The sequence below is a fragment of the Rhizobium aethiopicum genome (genome assembly GCF_014197535.1).
Taxonomy (GTDB): Bacteria; Pseudomonadota; Alphaproteobacteria; order Rhizobiales; family Rhizobiaceae; genus Rhizobium; species Rhizobium aethiopicum_A.
Genome location: NZ_JACIFV010000016.1, coordinates 80,472 through 98,437, shown reverse-complemented (window position 1 = coordinate 98,437; position 17,966 = coordinate 80,472). Strand labels below are relative to the sequence as shown.

The following is a 17,966-nucleotide window of genomic DNA, read 5'->3' as shown; positions in this document are numbered from 1 at the left end:
CCGGCTAGATATCAAAACTGATCATTTTGCGCATGAAGAAGATGCCGATCGACATCCAGACCGCCGAGAAACCCATGATAAAATGGCCACGCGGATCGGTGAAAAGGATCATCATGTAGTTGGGCGACGTGAGGTAGACGAGGGTCGCGACGATGAAGGGCAGAGCGCCGATGATGGCAGCCGAGGCCTTGGCTTCCATCGAGAGCGCCGAAACTTTGGCCTTCATCTTCCTGCGCTCGCGCAGCACCTTTGACAGGTTGCCGATCGCTTCGGAGAGATTGCCGCCGGCCTGCGACTGGATGGCGATGACGATGGCAAAGAAATTGACCTCCTGAAGCGGCATATGGAGCGTCATGCGCGCGCAAGCTTCGGGAATGCTGAGGCCCACCTGTTGCGCTTCAATGACGCGCCGGAACTCACTCTTGACCGGCTCGGTGCCCTCGGTTGCGATCAGGCGGATCGCATCGTTGAGAGGCAAGCCCGATTTGATCGAGCGGGTGATGACGTCGAGGGCATTAGGAAGCTCGTTGAGGAACCTGTTCTGGCGGCGCTTGATCAGGAAACCAAGGGCCCAACGCGGCAGGCCGAGTCCGGCCACGAAAGCGATGCCGATCATGACCAGCCACGACGCGCCGATGATGAAGGCCATGAGCAGCAGCACCGAAGCGAAAATGGCGCTGAAGAGATAGAACTGCGTCAGCGTGATCGTCAGGCCGGCCTGCACCAGCCGCGATTTCATCGACAGGGTCTTCTTGGTCTTTTCGTTCTGGCGCTTTTCCAGATCCTTCAGGTTGTCCTGCACCGATTTGCGCCGCTTCGACATCTCCTGCACCCGGTCGCGGGCGGCCTTGACCTTGGCGCGGTCGACCTCGGCCGATTTGACACGGTTGATGCGGCTTGCCGATTTTTTGTCGGCCTCGATCCGGGAAAACAACAGGGCATAGGCGACCGCCGCGGCGGAGACAGCGGCGAGGACAACGATTGCCAGGACTACCGGATCGAATCCGAACATCACGCTATTCCTTCGATTTCGCTTCCATCGCGTCGAGGGCGGCGGCCAGGCGCTTTTCCTCGTTGAAGTAGCGCGCCCGATCCCAGAAATTCGGTTTGCCGACGCCGGTCGACATGTGCCGGCCGATCAGTCGGCCGCTAGCGTCCTCGCCTTCGATCTCGTAGCGCATCAGATCCTGGGTGATGATGACGTCACTTTCCATGCCGATCACCTCGGTGATCTGGGTGATGCGGCGCGAACCGTCGCGCAGGCGTGCCGCCTGGATGATGACGTCGACGGAAGTAGAGATGATCTCGCGGACCGTCTTTGCCGGCAGCGTGAAGCCGCCCATGGCGATCATCGATTCGATACGGCTCAGGCATTCGCGCGGCGTGTTGGCGTGGATCGTGCCCATCGAGCCGTCGTGACCGGTGTTCATCGCCTGCAATAGGTCGAAGACTTCAGGTCCGCGCACTTCGCCGACGATGATGCGTTCGGGACGCATGCGCAGGCAGTTCTTGACGAGATCGCGCATGGTGATTTCGCCCTCGCCTTCGATATTCGGCGGGCGCGTTTCCAAGCGCACGACATGCGGCTGCTGCAGCTGCAGTTCGGCCGTGTCCTCGCAGGTGATAACACGCTCATCCCGATCGATATAATTGGTGAGGCAGTTCAGAAGCGTCGTTTTACCCGAGCCCGTGCCGCCCGAGATGATGACGTTGCAGCGCACGCGCCCGATGATCTGCAGCACGGTCGCGCCTTCCGGCGTGATTGCGCCGAAACGGACGAGCTGATCGAGCGTCAGCTTGTCCTTCTTGAACTTGCGGATGGTGAGTGCCGGCCCGTCGATCGACAGCGGCGGCGCGATGACGTTGACGCGCGAGCCATCGGGCAGGCGCGCGTCGCAGATCGGGCTCGATTCATCGACGCGGCGGCCGACCTGGCTGACAATGCGCTGGCAGATGGAGAGAAGCTGCGCATTATCGCGGAAGCGGATTTCCGATTCGATCGTCTTGCCGCCGACTTCGATGAAGGTCTGGCCGGCGCCGTTGACCATGATGTCGGCGATGTCGTCACGCGCCAGCAAGGGCTCCAGCGGACCGTAGCCCAGAACGTCGTTGCAGATATCCTCGAGCAGTTCTTCCTGCTCGGAGATCGACATCGCGAAGTTCTTGATGGTGATGATGTCGTTGACGATGTCGCGGATTTCCTCGCGCGCGCTTTCGCCATCGAGCTTGGAAAGCTGCGAGAGATCGATCGTGTCGATCAGCGCGGAAAAGACCTGCTGTTTGGTGTCGTAATATTCGTCGGTGCGAACCGGTCGCTTGCGCTGCGGCGCCTGCATCGGCGGCGGCGTCACCTGCTGGCGCGAGGGTTCGCGCTGAGGTTCGACGAGGACGGCAGGAGAAGAGGCCACGGCGGCGGCCGGGGTCGGCGGCGGAGGAGCTATTGCGCCTCCGGCCTTTCCGAAACCTTCGTTTCCGCGTTTTCCAAACATGCCGCTTAATCCGATCTACTCTATCTTGTTGTTTTCACGCAATTCCGTACGCAAAACCGCTGCACACTTTTGCTGGAATTGCTCATCATCTACTTCCGCTTCAGGAGGCCGAGCAGGCCGCCCTTCTTCGCCTTCTTGATGGCGACCCGGCCGGTGACGATGTGCGATATCTGCGAAAAGGTCTCGGCCGTCGGCGACTTCGGATCGACTTCCGAGATCATCCGGCCGCTGTTGGCGGCATTACCGAAGAGGTTGATGTCAAAGGGAATGATCGCGATCGGATCGGCCTCCAGCGGCTCACAGAAATCCGACGGCGATATCTCCGGACGTTTCGGCATGCCGACCTGATTGAGGATCAGATGCGGCGGCTTGTCATTGGGCCGCATCTTGCGCAGCGCGTCCAGCATGTTTTTGGTGTTGCGCAGGTTGGCGAGGTCGGGAACCGCGGTGATGACCACCTCGTCGACGCTCGCCAGCACCGAGCGCGTCCATTCCGACCACGCGTGCGGAACGTCGAGGACGGTGACGGGCGCGCTGCGCTGCAGGACATCGAGCACCGGCTGGAAAGCCTGGCCATCGAAATCATAGGCGCGGTCGAGCAGCGAGGGTGCGGCAAGCAGAGAAAGGTGCTCGGAGCATTTCGTCAGCAGGCGGTCGAGAAAGACCTCGTCGAGCCGATCGGGCGCAAAGACCGCTTCGGCGATGCCTTGCGCCGGATCCTGATCGAAATCGATATTCGCCGTGCCATAGGGCAGGTCGAGATCGGCGAGTATAGTCTCGGTGGAGAAAAGATTGGAAATGCCGAAAGCGCAATTATGCGCGATGGTCGAGGCGCCGGTACCGCCTTTCGAGCCGATGAAGGCGATGCTGCGGCCGAGCGGCTCGGCTTCCGGATCAACGAAGATCGAGGCCATTGCCGTCAGAATGTCGGGCATGGCGACCGGCTGAACCATATATTCGGAAATGCCGTTGCGGATGAGTTCGCGATAGAGCCCGATATCATTGTAGTAGCCGACGATCACGACCTTGGTCGTCGGGTCGCAGACGGCGGCGAGCGGCGCAAGTTCGCCGAGCAGGCTTCCGGAATTGGCTTTGGTCTCGAGGATGATCAGGTTCGGCGTCGGAGCAGCGGCGAACATATTGGCAGCAGCGGCTATGCCGCCGCTGGTGATGCGCATGCTCACCTTCGCCATGCGCCGATCACTGGCGCAGCGTTCCATGACATGCTGCAGGGGCTCGCTTTCGCAAAAGGCGTGAACGGAAATGCGCGGCAACGGCCGCATATTTTCCAGATCCGCCATCCGCACCGCCTCTTCGGCGTGACGAAGTTCGCTGGGGTTCCTGATTTCGTATTCGATCGCGCTCATCGTCCCGTTCCGCCTCAGAAGCTGCTGTCGCTGCCGGCGACATCCTCGATCGTCGATGTCGTCGTCCGGTATTCCTGGATCGCGTTGTTGCGCCGCTGTGCATCGATCGGGGTCATGCCGCGGGGTGCCACCAGGTCCTCCGGATTGGCGATCTGGGCGGCGAGGTTGTTCTGCGAGGCACAGCCGAAATTATAATAATTCTGGTTGGCGAGATCGTTCGAGATATCCTTCGGCCACTGGCCGCATTGCGTGGTGACCGCGGTCGTGCCGGTAAAGCTCAGCCGGATCGGCGCCGCATCGCCGGCGCCGGCAGCCGCATAGGACGTATTGATGATCTTCGAGCTTGCGATCCCTCTTGTCGTCAGTTCGGCACGCACCTGATTGCGCAGCTGATAGGCGGCCGCAGAATTGGGGGAACCTTCCGGCGACAGGACATAAACCGGGCCCGAGGCACGTGAAATGTAGTTGGCAGCAAAGCCGCGGATGAGATCGCGCTGGGCGATGGTCAGGCGGCGGTCGGACGAGGCGACGGGTATATCCACCGTCTGCTCGGCCTCCGTGACGATGATCGGATGGCGCGCGCGGTAGTCGTCAGGAATCCCGCCTGTCGTCAGCTGGTCATGCGGACCGGCGCATCCGGAAAGGATCGCCACCGACAGGACGGCCGTGGTAACAAGCGCCCTGGAGTAACCGAGGCGGTGTGTCGTCGCATTGATATGGGCCATCGCCTGATCTCTGTTCTGTGCCATTGCTGCCGATCGTGCCCCGCTCATTTGTAGATGAACCCGATCGAGCCGTGGAACTGCGCGTCGGCGACGGGCGCCTCGCGGCGGCCATAGACCTTGTTCACACGGTTGAGGAAGAAGGTTGCGCCGTCATTCTCAGGGCTGAAATTGTCATCCGGCCGGTTGAGCTGGTTCCGCGCCACCGGACGCACCAGGTAGGGTGTGGCGATGATGACAAGTTCGGTTTCCTGACGTTCGAAGCCCTTCTGGCGGAAGAGCGTGCCGAGAAGCGGGATCTTCGAGACGCCCGGCGTGCCGCCCATCGTCTGGGAAACATTGTCGCGGATGAGCCCGGCCAGAGCGATCGAGCCGCCCGAGGGCAGTTCTACCGAGGTCTCCGCCGAGCGGCGCTGATAGGTGGCGTTGCCGCTGCCGGCCACCGGCTCGGAGACGTTGGTCTTGATCTCCAGGCTGATGCGTCCAGACGACAGCACCACCGGTTTGAAGGCAAGGTTGATACCGTAGTTGAAGGGAACGACAGTGACGTTGCCGTCATTGTCGGTCGTCGAATAAAGCTGCTGGCCGCCGGAATTGAAGGTCGCCGCCTGGCCGGAGATCGCCGTCAACGTCGGCTCGGCCAGGGTCCTGACGACCTTGGCCTGCTCCAGCGCGTTGAGATAAGTCGAAATGTCGTATTTGCCGATCGAGCTTTTGAAGAGCGCCGCCAGGCCGCCGCCGACGGTGGCTGTGGCGCTGTCGGCGCTCGGAGCGCCAAGCTGAGCAACCGTCATGCCGGAGGAATTGGAGACGAGGTTGTCGAAGCCGAGCTGCTTTAGCACCTCGCGGCGAACCTCGGCGATCGTCACCTTGAGGGTGACCTGGTCCTCACCCTGGATCTGCAGCAGGTTGACGACCTGCGACGTCTGGCGGCCTTCGGCAAAGAGCGCCACCGAGCTGTCGCCGCCGGTGCCGGATGCCGTCTCGGTTCTTGTCGTCGCTTCGCCGCCCTTCAGGAAGACCTGCGCCAGATCGGCCGCCTGCGTGGCGTCCTGCGGCGTGCGCACGGTGCCGGTCAGCACGATATTGTCGGAGACGATTTCGACTTTGATGTTGGAGTCGGGAATGAAACGGCGGAGATTGGTTTCAAGGCCGGAGACATCGCGCTCGATCTCGATGTCGAGATTGACGACCTCCTGCCCGCCGGCGCCGAAGACAAAGATATTCGTCTGGCCGACCTTCTTGCCGAACAGATAGATGCGCCGGGAGGTGCGGGTCACGGCATCGGCCATTGTCGGATCGGAGACGAGGATATCATGGGCATCCTCCGGCAGATCGACGACGACGGCCTTGTTCAGCCCGAGCTTCAGCCGGCGATGAGCGTCGGGGCCGGTCTGCGAGATGCGGACAATGCTTTCAGCGGCACGCGCCTCGCTGACAGCGAAAAGCGGCCCGAAAGAAGCCGGCGCCATGCCGGTCGCGCCGACTGCCAGCGAAAGGCAGCCTGTCAGGAGAAACTTGGCGCGCCGCGTTGAATGACCCATTTGCACGTCCTTTTACTCCGCCTTCGGCGCTGCGCCGGCATCCGTCACGATGGCGCCCGACTTGATGACCTGAATGATCGCGCTACCGTTGTCGCCGCTCAGCAGATAGTCCGCCGCACTGGTATCCTGCTCCTGCGCATCGGCGACGGAGCGCAGAGCGAGCGAAAGCCGGTCAGCCATCTGCTGGGCAACGGCGAGAACTTTCGTCTGGTCCGGGGTCAGCTCGAGCGTTGCGGTCGTGCCGACCACGGTCTTGGAGCCATCGTCCTTTTCCTGGATCTGCTGGTCGATGGCGAGAACGCGCACATTGCTCAGCACGGTCTCGGTGATGAGCTTGTTGGCCTCGGTACCCTTGCGGACCATGATGACATCGACGCGATCGTTCGGCAGGATGAAACCACCGGCGCCGGTTGCCACAGATATCTCGGTCGCGACGGCGCGTTTGCCGGCCGGCAACAGCGAGGACAGGATACGGCTGCTGGAATCGGCGACTTTTTCGGGCCGGATCGGCTCGCCTTCGAAGATCGGCAGACGCACGACGGCGCCCTGCAGGTCCTTGATCGCGTCCGGCTTGTCAGCCTCGGTGATGAAGCCCTGGACCACGCCGCCCTGCGGCCAAGGCATCCAGCGCACCGATTTCTCATCGAGCCTTGCCCCGACCGGCAGATTGCCGCTCGAAACGAGGATGTTGACGGTGGGTTCTTTCTCGATAACCGACTGCACCCGCGTGACGACGCCACCGCTGCCGGCCATGCGCATTGCCAGGAGCCCGGCTAGGCCGGCTGCCACCACGGCGACAGCAAGAATTATAAGGCGAGCCGGTTTCATCGATCATTCCTCAGGGCACGATATGTTCGCCCTGCAGAATGCTCAGGAATTGGTATAATTATGGTTAATGGAATGCTTACATTTTAAGTTAACGGGCATTTAAAATGCGGCTATTTCAAGCTTTCCAGCGCAGCGATGAAGAGCGGCGAAGACGGGAAGGCCATGAAGCCGCCGATCGCGATGGCGATGCCGTAGGGGATCTTCTTGGCGAGCAGCAAAGAATTGGGCACCGGCAGGCCGATGGCCAATATCGTATTCAACTGTGACCGGATCAACAGGATCGCCAACGTCACCAAGCCACCGACGACACTAACATAAGTCAGAAAAGACAGCAGAGCGGGATCGTAACCGAACCAGAGTGCAGTGGCGCTAAGGAGTTTCGCGTCTCCACCGCCCATCACATTGAGTGCGAAGAAGGCAAAGCAAATGCCGAACACGATGGCGGCTCCCAGCGCGTGCGTTCCGATCGCCGGAAGAGTGAGGCCGCTCAAAGGCGCCAGCACGGCAAATGCAACCATCATGATCAACGATACCCTGTTCGGGATCGTCATCGTCAACAGATCGGATATGGCCGCAAAAGCAAGGCAGAGCGGAAAAACAAGAAGGATTGCGGCTACGATCATCTTCTCACCTGCCCCAAGTACTCATCCGCCCCAAGTTTCATCTGCCCAAGACAAACAGGCTCACGGCGGTTCGCTCGTGAGCCTGATCTTACTAACCAGAGCCGCGCTCCAGTAATCATTATTAGTTCACAGCGTCGTCCAGCTTGCCACCCAATGTCGAGAACGTAGAGTTCAGCTTGTTGCCAAGCGTAGTAGCACCGGCGACGAGTGCTACGGAAATGAGGGCTGCGATCAGGCCGTATTCGATTGCGGTCGCGCCGGATTCGTCCTTCAGAAAACGGCTAAAAAGCTTGGTCATGGGTACTCCTAACTCCAGTTGATGTTCAGCACGTCCGCCAACTGTTGCCGTTGATCGGATGAACAGTAATCTAATGAATGGGCGTTTCCATCGGCTTAAGAAAAAGAGTTAACAGCATGTGAAAGCCGCCGAAGGCTCTCGCAGGGTAAGCTTTACCTTATTCATTTCGCTCAATATTTAACGATATTCAGAGGTTAACAACGGGATTCATCCGGAAACAGCACAGGCAGCGCATCCAGCCGCAACCTCTACCGCCCGGCGCCAGTGCCAAATCAGATCATCCTGCTTCACCGCGAAACAGCATGGTGAGTTTAAGGCTTCATTCACCATTTTTTTCCATTCTATGCGCCTATTGCGCTGTGATCGTGAAAGAGGACCAAATGTCATCGAGCGGCAAAACCATTTTCTTTGCCGGCATGATCGCCGTTTCCGGTATTTCGGGAGTTTCCTCGGCCGCAGACGATGACATGCTGCGCGTCTATATGGATCACGCGCGCGTCTTGAAGCTCGACCGCCCGGTCAGCAAGGTCATCGTCGGCAACGCCCAGGTCGCCGACGCGACCGTAGCCGATGCCAAGACGATCGTGCTGACAGGACGCAGCTTCGGCACCACCAATCTGGTTCTTCTGGACGCCGACGGCAACGCGATCCTGGACGAGCGCATCCTTGTGTCGATAGACGAGGGCAACACGGTGCGCGTCTATCGGCAGACCGAGCGCTCCGTGCTGTCCTGCACGCCCAATTGCGAGCAGCATGCGCAGCAAGCGGCCGCCGGCACCACGTCACCCTGATCGGCCCGACTCGGATCTTCTGCCATTCGTTAAAATCGTCGTATCGTCCTGAAACGGAAAATCAACGAACGGACCCTAGTGTGGCAGGCAGAGATGTCGCTCGGGTCCAGGCAATGACGGTAGTTGATCAGAAGACGGATAGGGAGCGCGCCTTCGCGCCGAACCGTTTCTCCAAGTTTCGGGCTGTCGCCCGCTCGCGCGACGGCGCAGCGGCGATCGAATTTGCCTTGCTTGCCATCCCGTACTTCCTGGTGATCTTCGCGATCCTTGAAACCTTCATCGCCTTCGCCGCCGAAGAGCTCGTCTCCAACGCCGTCGATACGATGAGCCGCCGGATGCGGACCGGGCAGATCACCTACAATCTCGGCCGCACGACCGATATGAGCCGGACGCAATTCCGTCAGGCGTTCTGCAACGAGATCTCGATCCTGATCAGCTGCTCGACCAGCGAAGCCGCCACGCCGAGCAAGCTTTACGTGGATGTGCAGACGTTCAGCTCCTTCTCGGCCATTCCGACGACGATCCCCAAGGTTTCCAGTGACCGATATGCCGACATCAACACCGCGGCCTTCAAATATACACCTGGCGGCGCCGGCACGATCAACATGCTGCGCGCCTACTATCGATGGGAAATCATCACGGATCTGGTCCGGCCCTATATCACGACCATCCGTCCGTCCGACGGTTCGATGCCGACGCAATATCTGATTATCGCAACCTCCGCCTTCCAGAACGAGCAGTATCCATAATGGCGATGCGCACCCCGTTCACCAGACTGGTACAGCAGGCGCGTCGGCTGGTGCGAGAGCGCAAGGGCGCCGGAGCGATCGAATTCGCGATCCTCTTTCCCGTGCTCATCATGCTCTATATCGGCGCTTTCGAGATCACGATCGGCCTCAGCGTCAGCAAGCGCGCGACACGCGCCGCTGGTGCGATCGCCGACCTCGTCACCCAGCAGCAATCCGTCACGAAGAGCGCGCTCGCTGACATGCCGTCAGTCGCAACGGCGATGTTCGTGCCTTACAATACGACATCGCTGACGCTGAAAATCACCGGAATTTCAATCGACGCCGGCGCCAATGCGAAAGTGCTCTGGTCCTGGGCGCAGGACGGAACGGCGCCTTACGCCAAGAATGGGACGGTGAGCGACGTGCCGGCCGATATGAAGACGGCAAACAGCTTCCTCGTTCGGACCGAACTCAGCATCCCCTATACGATGTTCCTGTTCGCGCCGAACTTCATGCCGGATGGGATGCGCACGATCACCATCAGCCGCAGTTACTTCTATCGCCAGCGGCAAGGCGACTCGATCCCCTGCGGCGACTGCTGACCCCTCCCCATCTCGAATTTGCCAAGCCGGGCGCGGCACTATATGCGTGGGCTTCAGCCTCCGACGGTCCGGAGGCCGGCGATCGGTCCTTTCGGGGGTAAAATGGCGCGCGCCTTTCTCTTCGTTCTCGATTCCTTCGGCGTCGGCGGGGCGCCGGATGCGGCAGCCTATGGCGACGAGGGCGCCGACACGCTCGGCCATATCGCCGAATTCTGCGCGGCCGGTGCCGGAGACCGCGCTGGGCTGCGCAGCGGGCCGCTTTCCCTGCCGAACATGTCGGAACTCGGGCTTCTGCACATCGCCCGGGCCGCCTCCGGCCAATTTCCGGCCGGCATGCCCCTGCCGGAAAAGATCTACGGCATTTATGGCGCGGCCAGCGAAATCTCCCGCGGCAAGGACACGCCATCGGGCCATTGGGAGATCGCGGGCACACCCGTCAGTTTCGATTGGGGATATTTTCCGACGGAAGGCGATGCCTTTCCCCCGGAGTTGATCGAGGCATTATGCCGGGAGGGCGACATTCCCGGCATTCTCGGCAATTGCCACGCCTCGGGAACCGAAATCATCGCCAGGCTCGGCGAAGAACATATCCGCACCGGCAAGCCGATCTGCTATACGTCCTCGGATTCGGTCTTTCAGGTCGCGGCGCACGAAGCGCATTTCGGCCTAGACCGGCTGCTTGCCTTCTGCCGCACGGCTCGCGCCCTTCTCGATTCCTACAATATCGGCCGCGTCATCGCCCGGCCCTTCATCGGCCAATCCGCCTCCACCTTCCAGCGCACCGGAAACCGGCGCGATTTTTCCGTTCTGCCGCCGGAGCCGACGCTGCTCGACCGGCTGGTCGAGCACCGCCGGCATGTGCATGCTGTGGGAAAGATCGGCGACATCTTCGCCCATCAGGGCATTTCCAGGGTCATCAAGGCCAGCGGCAACGAGGCGCTGATGGATGCGTCGCTCTCGGCAATCGACGCGGCCGAGGACGGCGATCTCGTCTTCACCAATTTTGTCGATTTCGACATGATCTACGGTCATCGCCGCGACGTGCCCGGTTATGCGGCAGCGCTCGAAGCCTTCGATGCGCGTCTGCCTGAGGTCCATAAGAAGTTGAAACCCGGCGACCTCGTCGTGCTGACCGCCGACCATGGCTGCGACCCCACCTGGCGCGGCACGGATCATACGCGCGAGCGCGTGCCGATCATTATTTACGGCCCCGGCATCCGGTCGCGTTCCATCGGCGTTCGCCGCACCTATGCCGATATCGGCGAAAGCATTGCGCGCCATCTCGGCATCCCGGGCGGAGCGCATGGAAGGAGTTTTCTGTGACATCGCATTTGAAGAAGGTCGAGCTGCACTGCCATCTGGAGGGCGCGGCACCGCCTGTGTTGACAGAGGCGCAGGCGCGGAAATACGGCGTCGACATCAGCGGCGAGCTTCGCGACGGCGCCTATGTCTGGCACGATTTCGCAAGTTTTCTCGAGTGTTACGACAAGGTTTCCGAGGTCTACAGGACGGAGGAGGATTATGCGCTCCTGACCGAAACCTATCTCGACGAACTTGCCGGCATCGATACGATCTATAGCGAACTCATCGTGTCGCCCGACCACGGCAAGCGCATCGGGCTCGGCGCCGATGCCTATATATCGGGCGTCTGTGAAGGCATCCGGCGAGCCAAGGCCAAAAGCGGCATCGAGGCCCGGCTGATCGTCACCGGGGAACGGCATTTCGGTCCGGAAAGCGTGATCGGAGCGGCCGAATATGCGGCAAGGGCCGGCAACCCTTTGATAACAGGCTTCAATCTCGCCGGCGAGGAGCGCATGGGCCGCGTGGCCGATTATATCAGAGCCTTCGATATCGCCCGCGATGCCGGGCTGGGGCTGACCATCCATGCCGGCGAGGTCTGCGGCGCCTTCAGCGTTGCCGACGCGCTCGATGCCGTGCGTCCCGCACGCATCGGCCATGGCGTGCGCGCCATCGAAGATCTCGATCTGGTGAAGCGGCTTGCCGATCTCGGCACCGTGCTTGAAGTCTGCCCAGGCTCCAATATCGCCCTCAGGGTCTTTCCCGATTTCACCTCGCATCCGCTGCGGCGACTGAAGGAAGCCGGCGTGCGGGTGACGATCAGTTCCGACGATCCGCCTTTCTTCCATACCTCGCTCGAGCGGGAATACGAGCTTGCTGCCGTCGTTTTCGGATTCACCGACGCGGAAATCAACGCCATGACGCGCACCGCAATCGAGGCCGCCTTCGTCGACGAGGAGACGCGGCAGGCGCTGCTCGCCCGCCTTTAGGGCGAGAGGCTGGGGAAGATCGGTACAAATTCGGCTCCACTCTTGCGGTCGGGCCGATTTCCGTGAAAGAAACATTCGTTAGAAAGAATGAAAGGCTTCCCCATGGACGGCGTCACGGTCATCGATCATCCGCTTGTGCAGCACAAGCTCACCATCATGCGACGCAAGGAGACATCGACGGGAAGTTTCCGGCGCCTGCTGCGCGAAATCTCCACGCTGCTCTGTTACGAGGTCACCCGCGATCTCGAATTGACGATGGCGACGATCGAGACGCCGCTGCAGACGATGGACTCGCCGATCCTCGAAGGCAAGAAGCTGGTCTTCGCCTCGATCCTGCGCGCCGGCAACGGACTGCTCGAAGGCATGCTCGATCTCGTGCCTTCCGCCCGCGTCTCGCATATCGGCGTCTATCGCGATCACGAGACGCTGCAGCCGGTCGAGTATTATTTCAAGGCGCCGGAAGACGTGGCCGAGCGCCTGATCATCGTCGTCGACCCGATGCTGGCGACCGGCAATTCCTCGATTGCGGCGATCGACAAGCTCAAGGAACGCGGCGCCCACAATATTCGCTTCCTCTGCCTGCTCGCCGCCCCGGAAGGCATCCGCAACTTCCGCGCGGCGCATCCGGATGTTCCGGTCTTCACCGCCGCGATCGACAGCCATCTGAACGAGAAGGGCTACATTATGCCCGGCCTCGGCGATGCCGGCGACCGCATGTACGGAACCAAATAATTTCAGCCTTCCTTTACCAAATCGCAAGACTTTATGGCCCGGGCGGTTCGCTCCGGGCCTTTTTGTTATCGATATTAGCAAGTTATCAGGATTTGAGGCTTAGCAAGCTGGAAGCATGAGGCCCTGCATGAAGCGGGGTTTATACAGGAAGGATTTCTGTTTCATGCTCGTGCGTACCGTCATATTCGCCAGCATCGCCGCGGTGTTGGCCACACAGGTACCTTCCTTCGTTGGAAGTGTCAGCCAGGAACCTGCCGACGGTCTCTCCGCCAATTACGTATCGGCCGACGCGGGCCAGTCCGCTGCACCGGCGCCCGCTTCCGGCAATAGTACGATCCGCCTGCAGGCGGATGCGCAGGGGCACTATACCGGCAGCTTCAAGATCAACGGCAAGCCGGTGCCAGGGCTGATCGATACCGGCGCCACCTATGTCGCCCTCAACGAGACACTCGCCCGCCGGCTCGGCTACACCGCAAATCAGCTCGACTTCCGCTATGGTGTGAACACGGCGAACGGCCAGACGAAGGCCGCGCATGTGACCCTCGATCGCGTCGAAATCGGCGGCATCCGCGTCCGGAATGTCGAGGCCTTCGTGCTCAGGGACGACGCGCTGACGACCACGCTGGTCGGCATGAGCTTCCTGCAGAAACTCGCCTCCTATTCCGTCGCCGACGGCTCGCTCAGCCTCAAACAGTAAACCGCATCAGACCCGGCCTGCAATGACGGGGACCAATTCCGGCTTGTCGTCCGCAATGCGATAATGCACGGCAAGGGTCGCAGCTGCTTTTTCCGCCGCGGCTTCGTCGGCAGCGTGGACGACAGCGATCGGATCGCCTGCATTGACCCGGGTGCCAAGCGACAGGAGGCCGGAGAAACCGACGCGGTGATCGATCCGATCTGCCGGATGACGGCGGCCGCCGCCGAGATCGATGACGCTGATGCCGATACCGCGCGTGTCGCAGGCGGCAAGCCAGCCGGATCGGGCGGCCGGGACTGGTTTTTCGACCGGCGCCTTGGCCAGGTATCTTTCCGGATTTTCGACGAGATCGGCCGGTCCGCCGAGCATGGATATCATACGCCCGAAGCTTTCGGCCGCCTGTCCCGATGACAGCGCTCGGCGCGCCATCGCATCGGCTTCTTCAGAAGATGCGGTAATGCCCGATTTCACCAGCATCTCGGCGGCAAAGGCAAAAACCACGGTCTCGAGCCGCGTGCCGCTTTTCCTGCCCGCCAGGAAGTCCAAACAGTTGCGCATCTCGATCGCGTTGCCGGCGCAATCGGCGAGCGGCTCGTTCATGTCGGTGATCAAGGCGGAGGTCTTCACGCCCGCGCCGTTCGCCACCTCGACCAGGGAATGCGCCAGCATCTCTGCCTGACGGCGGTCAGCCATGAAGGCGCCGTTGCCGAGCTTGACGTCGAGCACCAGCGTCTCAAGCCCGGCCGCGAGCTTCTTCGACAGGATGGAGGCAGTGATGAGCGGAATGGAATCGACGGTGGCGGTGACGTCGCGCACGGCATAAAGCCTGCCGTCGGCGGGCGCCAAGGTTCCGGTCTGGCCGATGATGGCGCATCCCGCTTCCTTCACCACCTTGCCGAAGAGCTCCGCATCAGGGGTGATCCTATAACCGGGAATGGATTCGAGCTTATCGAGCGTGCCGCCGGTATGGCCGAGGCCGCGCCCCGAGATCATCGGGACGGCGAGGCCGCAGGCGGCGGCGATCGGCGCCAGCATCAGCGAGACATTATCGCCGACGCCGCCGGTCGAATGTTTGTCGGCGATCGGACGGCCGATATCGCCCCATTGCAGCCTGTCGCCGGAGTTGGCCATCGCCAGCGTCAGGGCGACGATTTCCTCGCGTGACATGCCTTTGAACCAGACGGCCATGGCGAAGGCGCCGATCTGGCCTTCGGACAGCCGCCCGTCGGCGAGTGCCGCGATGAGGGAGCTGATATCGGCGGCGTCGAGCTCCTCGCCATCGCGTTTACGCCGGATGATCTCCTGCGGAATCATCTCAATAGCCCGACGCCGCAGCCGGTGCCGGCTGCGCTCCGCTCAGAACCGCCAGTATGTCGTCGAGCAGGCCCGAAGCGCCGAAACGGAAGGTCGAAGGCATGGCCCAGTCCGGCGTCATGATGGTTTCGGCGAGGCTGAGATAGAGCGCCGCATCAGCCACCGAGCCGATGCCGCCGGCCGGCTTGAACCCGACCTTGCGCCCGCTTTCACGAATGGCGCGGATCATGATGTCGGCGGCTTCGAGCGTCGCGTTGACGGCAACCTTGCCGGTGGAGGTCTTGATGAAATCGGCTCCGGCTTCGATGGCGAGCTCGGAGGCGCGGCGGATCAATGCTGCATCCTTCAACTCGCCGGTCTCGACGATCACCTTCAGCAGAACGGGGCCGGTACATTCGGCGCGCACCGCCTTGACCATATCGGTCACCGCCTTCTCATTTCCTGATATCAGCTTGCGGTAGGGGATGACCAGATCGATCTCATCGGCGCCATCGGCAATCGCCTCACGCGTTTCGGCGGCGACATCGGCCACTTCCATATCGCCTGCGGGGAAATTGACGACGGTTGCGATCCGCACAGGATGGCCGGCGCCGAGGATATTGCGGGCATGGGCAACGAAACGCGGCCAGATGCAGATCGCGGCGCTGTTACCGTAGGGCGTCTGCGCGCGGGCGCAGAGCGTATCGATCTGCGCCTCGGTGCAATCGTCCTTCAGATTGGTGAGGTCGAGAAGGGAAAGGGCGACCGCCGCCGTTTCCCGGATAGAATGGCTAGTCATTTTCGCTTTCTCCCGCAATCATCTCTTTCAATATGGCGGCGAGACGGGCGCCGCCGACGGGCGCCATGTCCTTGGTTTCTTCATGGCTGAGCTCATTGCCGGTCATGCCTGCTCCATAGTTGGTGATAACGGAAGCGGCCGCAACCCTCAGACCCAGCATTCTTGCGATGATCACCTCCGGCACCGTCGACATGCCGACGGCATCGGCGCCGAGGATGCGCGCCATGCGGATTTCGGCCGGCGTTTCGAAGCTCGGACCGGAAAACCACATATATACGCCCTGCCCCAGCTCGATCTTGAGTTTTGCCGCCGCCTTCAGCATCGCCGCGGCGAGGCCGGCGTCATAGGCATTGGTCATGCCGACGAAGCGATGGTCGCTCTCCTCCCCGATCAGCGGGTTCATGCCGGAGTAGTTGATGTGATCGGTAATCTGCATCACCGAACCAGGCGGCATGTCGTCGCGCAGCGATCCGGCCGAATTGGTCAGGATCAGCGCCTCGACGCCGAGCGCCTTCAGCACCTCGATCGGCAGACGCATGGCGTTGGCATCGCCCTTCTCATAATAATGCACGCGGCCGGAAAGCATGATGACCGGCTTTCCACCGAGGCGGCCGGCGACGACTTCGCCGGCGTGGCCGGAGACGGCGCTGACGGGAAAGCCCGGCAGGTCGCGATAGGGAATACGGACGGCACCTTCCAACTGGCCAACGAGGGAGCCGAGACCGGAGCCGAGCACGATTCCGTGGCGCGGCTTGATCGCGCCGAGCAATGCGGCGAGCAGGTCGACCGTCGCCCTCATCCGAGTTCCGTCTCGAAGCTGAAGGGAAGAAGCTCTTCCATCGTCATGGTCTTCTTCACGCCTACCCCGTCGCAAAGGTAGATCTTCGTGTCCTTTGAGGCGAATTCGGAGATCTTCTGGCGGCAGCCGCCGCAGGGCGGGCAGAGCGGCAGCTTCTCGGCAATTACGGCCATTTCGACGATCTTCCTGGCGCCGCCCATGATCATGGCGCTGATGGCCGTCGGCTCGGCGCACCATCCTTGCGGGAAGGAGAGGTTTTCGATGTTGGCGCCGGTATAGACCTTGCCGTCCTCGGCGCGGATCGCCGCACCGACCGGGAATTTCGAATAGGGCGCATGCGCAAAGGCCATGGCGCCGCGAGCGGCCTCGAACAGGTCGTGGGACATGATCAACGCTCCTTCGTATAGGGCACGCCGCCGGCCTTCGGCGGGATTGCGACGCCGATGAAGCCGGCAAGCAGGATACAGGTCAAGATATAGGGCAGCGCCTGGAAAACCTGGACCGGCACTTCACCGACCAATGGTACCTGCTTGCCCTGCATGAAGTTCGCCAAAGCATCGAGGAAGCCGAACAGCAGACAGGCAAACATCACCGGTACCGGCTTCCACTTGGCGAAGACCAGGGCAGCGAGCGCGATATAACCCTTGCCGGCCGACATGTCCTTGATGAAGGCGGCGGACTGGGCGATCGCCAGATAGGTGCCGGAAAAGCCGCAGAGGATGCCGGCGCACATGACGGCGCGGTAGCGCAGCCAGGCAACCGAAATGCCTGCCGTATCGACCGCGCCCGGATTTTCGCCGACGGCGCGCAGCCGGAGGCCGAAACGCGTGCGGTAAAGCACCCACCAGGAGAAGGGCACGGCGAGGAAGGCGAGATAGGTGAGGATATTGTTGCCCGATATGACGCTTGCATAGAGAGGACCGACGATCGGTATGTCGTGGAGGGCATCGGCGCCCGGCAGGATGATCGGCGCGAAGCGGGCCTCAGGCGCCAGCTGCGGCGTGCGGCCGCCCTGGCCGAACCAAGCTTGGCCGAGGACAATGGTGATGCCGGCAATGAAAAAGTTGATCGCGACTCCGGAGACGATCTGGTTGCCGCGATTGGTGATCGAGGCAAAGCCGTGCACCAGGCTGAGCGCCACCGAGCAGACGACGCCCGCGCCGAGCCCTAGCCAGGCGGAATCGGTGAGATAGGCAATACAGGCGGCGGCGAAGGCCGATCCCAGCATCTTCCCCTCAAGGCCAATATCGAAGATGCCGGCGCGCTCCGAAAACAGACCGGCGAGCGCGGTGAAGATCAGCGGGATCGACAGGCGGATAGTGGACGCCAAGATGCTGATGAAGATTTCATAATAATCCATCGTCCG

20 protein-coding genes are annotated in these 17,966 nt (G+C 61.5%); 7 read left to right on the top strand and 13 right to left on the bottom strand.

The features are described 5' to 3' along the window. Positions 1–4: 4 nt before the first annotated feature. The 8 genes from GGD53_RS20520 to GGD53_RS20485 all read right to left on the bottom strand — a co-directional run bounded on the left by GGD53_RS20520 (position 5) and on the right by GGD53_RS20485 (position 7,871). The gene (locus GGD53_RS20520; RefSeq protein WP_184458707.1) at positions 5–1,012 is read right to left on the bottom strand and encodes a type II secretion system F family protein; all 1,008 of its coding nucleotides are present in this window, start codon (positions 1,010–1,012) and stop codon (positions 5–7) included. Positions 1,013–1,016: 4 nt separating this feature from the next. Further along, complete coding sequence (locus tag GGD53_RS20515) at positions 1,017–2,489, bottom strand: CpaF family protein (protein WP_184458706.1); 1,473 nt, start codon at positions 2,487–2,489, stop codon at positions 1,017–1,019. A gap of 89 nt (positions 2,490–2,578) precedes the next feature. Then, on the bottom strand, positions 2,579–3,856 hold the full coding sequence (locus tag GGD53_RS20510) for an AAA family ATPase (RefSeq protein WP_184458705.1): 1,278 nt from the start codon (positions 3,854–3,856) through the stop codon (positions 2,579–2,581). Positions 3,857–3,870: 14 nt separating this feature from the next. Then, on the bottom strand, positions 3,871–4,629 hold the full coding sequence (locus GGD53_RS20505) for a CpaD family pilus assembly protein (RefSeq protein ID WP_184458704.1): 759 nt from the start codon (positions 4,627–4,629) through the stop codon (positions 3,871–3,873). After that, on the bottom strand, positions 4,626–6,122 hold the full coding sequence (locus GGD53_RS20500; protein WP_184458703.1) for a type II and III secretion system protein family protein: 1,497 nt from the start codon (positions 6,120–6,122) through the stop codon (positions 4,626–4,628). Before GGD53_RS20500 ends, GGD53_RS20505 begins: the two co-directional genes overlap by 4 nt. A gap of 12 nt (positions 6,123–6,134) precedes the next feature. Beyond that, positions 6,135–6,950, bottom strand: coding sequence for a Flp pilus assembly protein CpaB (cpaB, locus tag GGD53_RS20495; RefSeq protein ID WP_184458702.1), 816 nt, complete (start codon positions 6,948–6,950; stop codon positions 6,135–6,137). A gap of 110 nt (positions 6,951–7,060) precedes the next feature. Continuing rightward, positions 7,061–7,573, bottom strand: coding sequence for an A24 family peptidase (locus GGD53_RS20490; RefSeq protein ID WP_184458701.1), 513 nt, complete (start codon positions 7,571–7,573; stop codon positions 7,061–7,063). A gap of 121 nt (positions 7,574–7,694) precedes the next feature. Continuing rightward, on the bottom strand, positions 7,695–7,871 hold the full coding sequence (locus tag GGD53_RS20485) for a Flp family type IVb pilin (RefSeq protein ID WP_184458700.1): 177 nt from the start codon (positions 7,869–7,871) through the stop codon (positions 7,695–7,697). A 380-nt stretch (positions 7,872–8,251) separates the two neighbouring features. On the opposite strand from GGD53_RS20485, the gene GGD53_RS20480 reads away from it, so the two are divergent. The 7 genes from GGD53_RS20480 to GGD53_RS20450 all read left to right on the top strand — a co-directional run bounded on the left by GGD53_RS20480 (position 8,252) and on the right by GGD53_RS20450 (position 13,709). Next, complete coding sequence (locus tag GGD53_RS20480; protein ID WP_064809269.1) at positions 8,252–8,662, top strand: pilus assembly protein N-terminal domain-containing protein; 411 nt, start codon at positions 8,252–8,254, stop codon at positions 8,660–8,662. Positions 8,663–8,775: 113 nt separating this feature from the next. After that, a complete protein-coding gene (locus tag GGD53_RS20475) occupies positions 8,776–9,411 on the top strand; it encodes a TadE/TadG family type IV pilus assembly protein (RefSeq protein ID WP_184458699.1) in 636 nt (211 codons plus the stop codon). Further along, positions 9,411–9,992: a TadE/TadG family type IV pilus assembly protein gene (locus GGD53_RS20470; protein WP_184458698.1), complete on the top strand. Its 582-nt coding sequence runs from the start codon at positions 9,411–9,413 to the stop codon at positions 9,990–9,992. The genes GGD53_RS20475 and GGD53_RS20470 overlap by 1 nt, the downstream gene beginning before the upstream one ends. Positions 9,993–10,094: 102 nt before the next feature. Further along, on the top strand, positions 10,095–11,315 hold the full coding sequence (locus GGD53_RS20465; RefSeq protein WP_184458697.1) for a phosphopentomutase: 1,221 nt from the start codon (positions 10,095–10,097) through the stop codon (positions 11,313–11,315). After that, positions 11,312–12,280, top strand: coding sequence for an adenosine deaminase (locus GGD53_RS20460; protein ID WP_184458696.1), 969 nt, complete (start codon positions 11,312–11,314; stop codon positions 12,278–12,280). Before GGD53_RS20465 ends, GGD53_RS20460 begins: the two co-directional genes overlap by 4 nt. Positions 12,281–12,382: 102 nt before the next feature. Beyond that, positions 12,383–13,012, top strand: a complete 630-nt coding sequence (upp, locus tag GGD53_RS20455; RefSeq protein WP_020920114.1) for a uracil phosphoribosyltransferase — start codon at positions 12,383–12,385, stop codon at positions 13,010–13,012. A gap of 127 nt (positions 13,013–13,139) precedes the next feature. Further along, on the top strand, positions 13,140–13,709 hold the full coding sequence (locus tag GGD53_RS20450; protein WP_184458695.1) for a TIGR02281 family clan AA aspartic protease: 570 nt from the start codon (positions 13,140–13,142) through the stop codon (positions 13,707–13,709). A 6-nt stretch (positions 13,710–13,715) separates the two neighbouring features. Here the strand turns inward: GGD53_RS20450 and deoA are convergent, their stop codons facing one another. The 5 genes from deoA to GGD53_RS20425 are packed head-to-tail and all read right to left on the bottom strand — an operon-like array spanning position 13,716 to position 17,960. Further along, entirely contained in the window at positions 13,716–15,023 is a 1,308-nt protein-coding gene (gene deoA / locus GGD53_RS20445) for a thymidine phosphorylase (RefSeq protein ID WP_184458694.1), read from the bottom strand. Between the two features lies 1 nt (position 15,024). After that, positions 15,025–15,801: a deoxyribose-phosphate aldolase gene (gene deoC / locus GGD53_RS20440; protein ID WP_184458693.1), complete on the bottom strand. Its 777-nt coding sequence runs from the start codon at positions 15,799–15,801 to the stop codon at positions 15,025–15,027. Further along, positions 15,794–16,600: a purine-nucleoside phosphorylase gene (locus GGD53_RS20435; RefSeq protein WP_184458692.1), complete on the bottom strand. Its 807-nt coding sequence runs from the start codon at positions 16,598–16,600 to the stop codon at positions 15,794–15,796. Before GGD53_RS20435 ends, deoC begins: the two co-directional genes overlap by 8 nt. Next, positions 16,597–16,986 (bottom strand): cytidine deaminase, encoded by a 390-nt coding sequence (locus GGD53_RS20430; protein WP_184458691.1) that lies wholly within the window; start codon positions 16,984–16,986, stop codon positions 16,597–16,599. Before GGD53_RS20430 ends, GGD53_RS20435 begins: the two co-directional genes overlap by 4 nt. 2 nt (positions 16,987–16,988) lie before the next feature. Further along, positions 16,989–17,960 carry an ABC transporter permease gene (locus GGD53_RS20425; RefSeq protein ID WP_184458690.1) on the bottom strand — a complete coding sequence of 324 codons (972 nt, stop codon included), beginning with the start codon at positions 17,958–17,960 and terminating at the stop codon, positions 16,989–16,991. Positions 17,961–17,966: the final 6 nt, after the last annotated feature.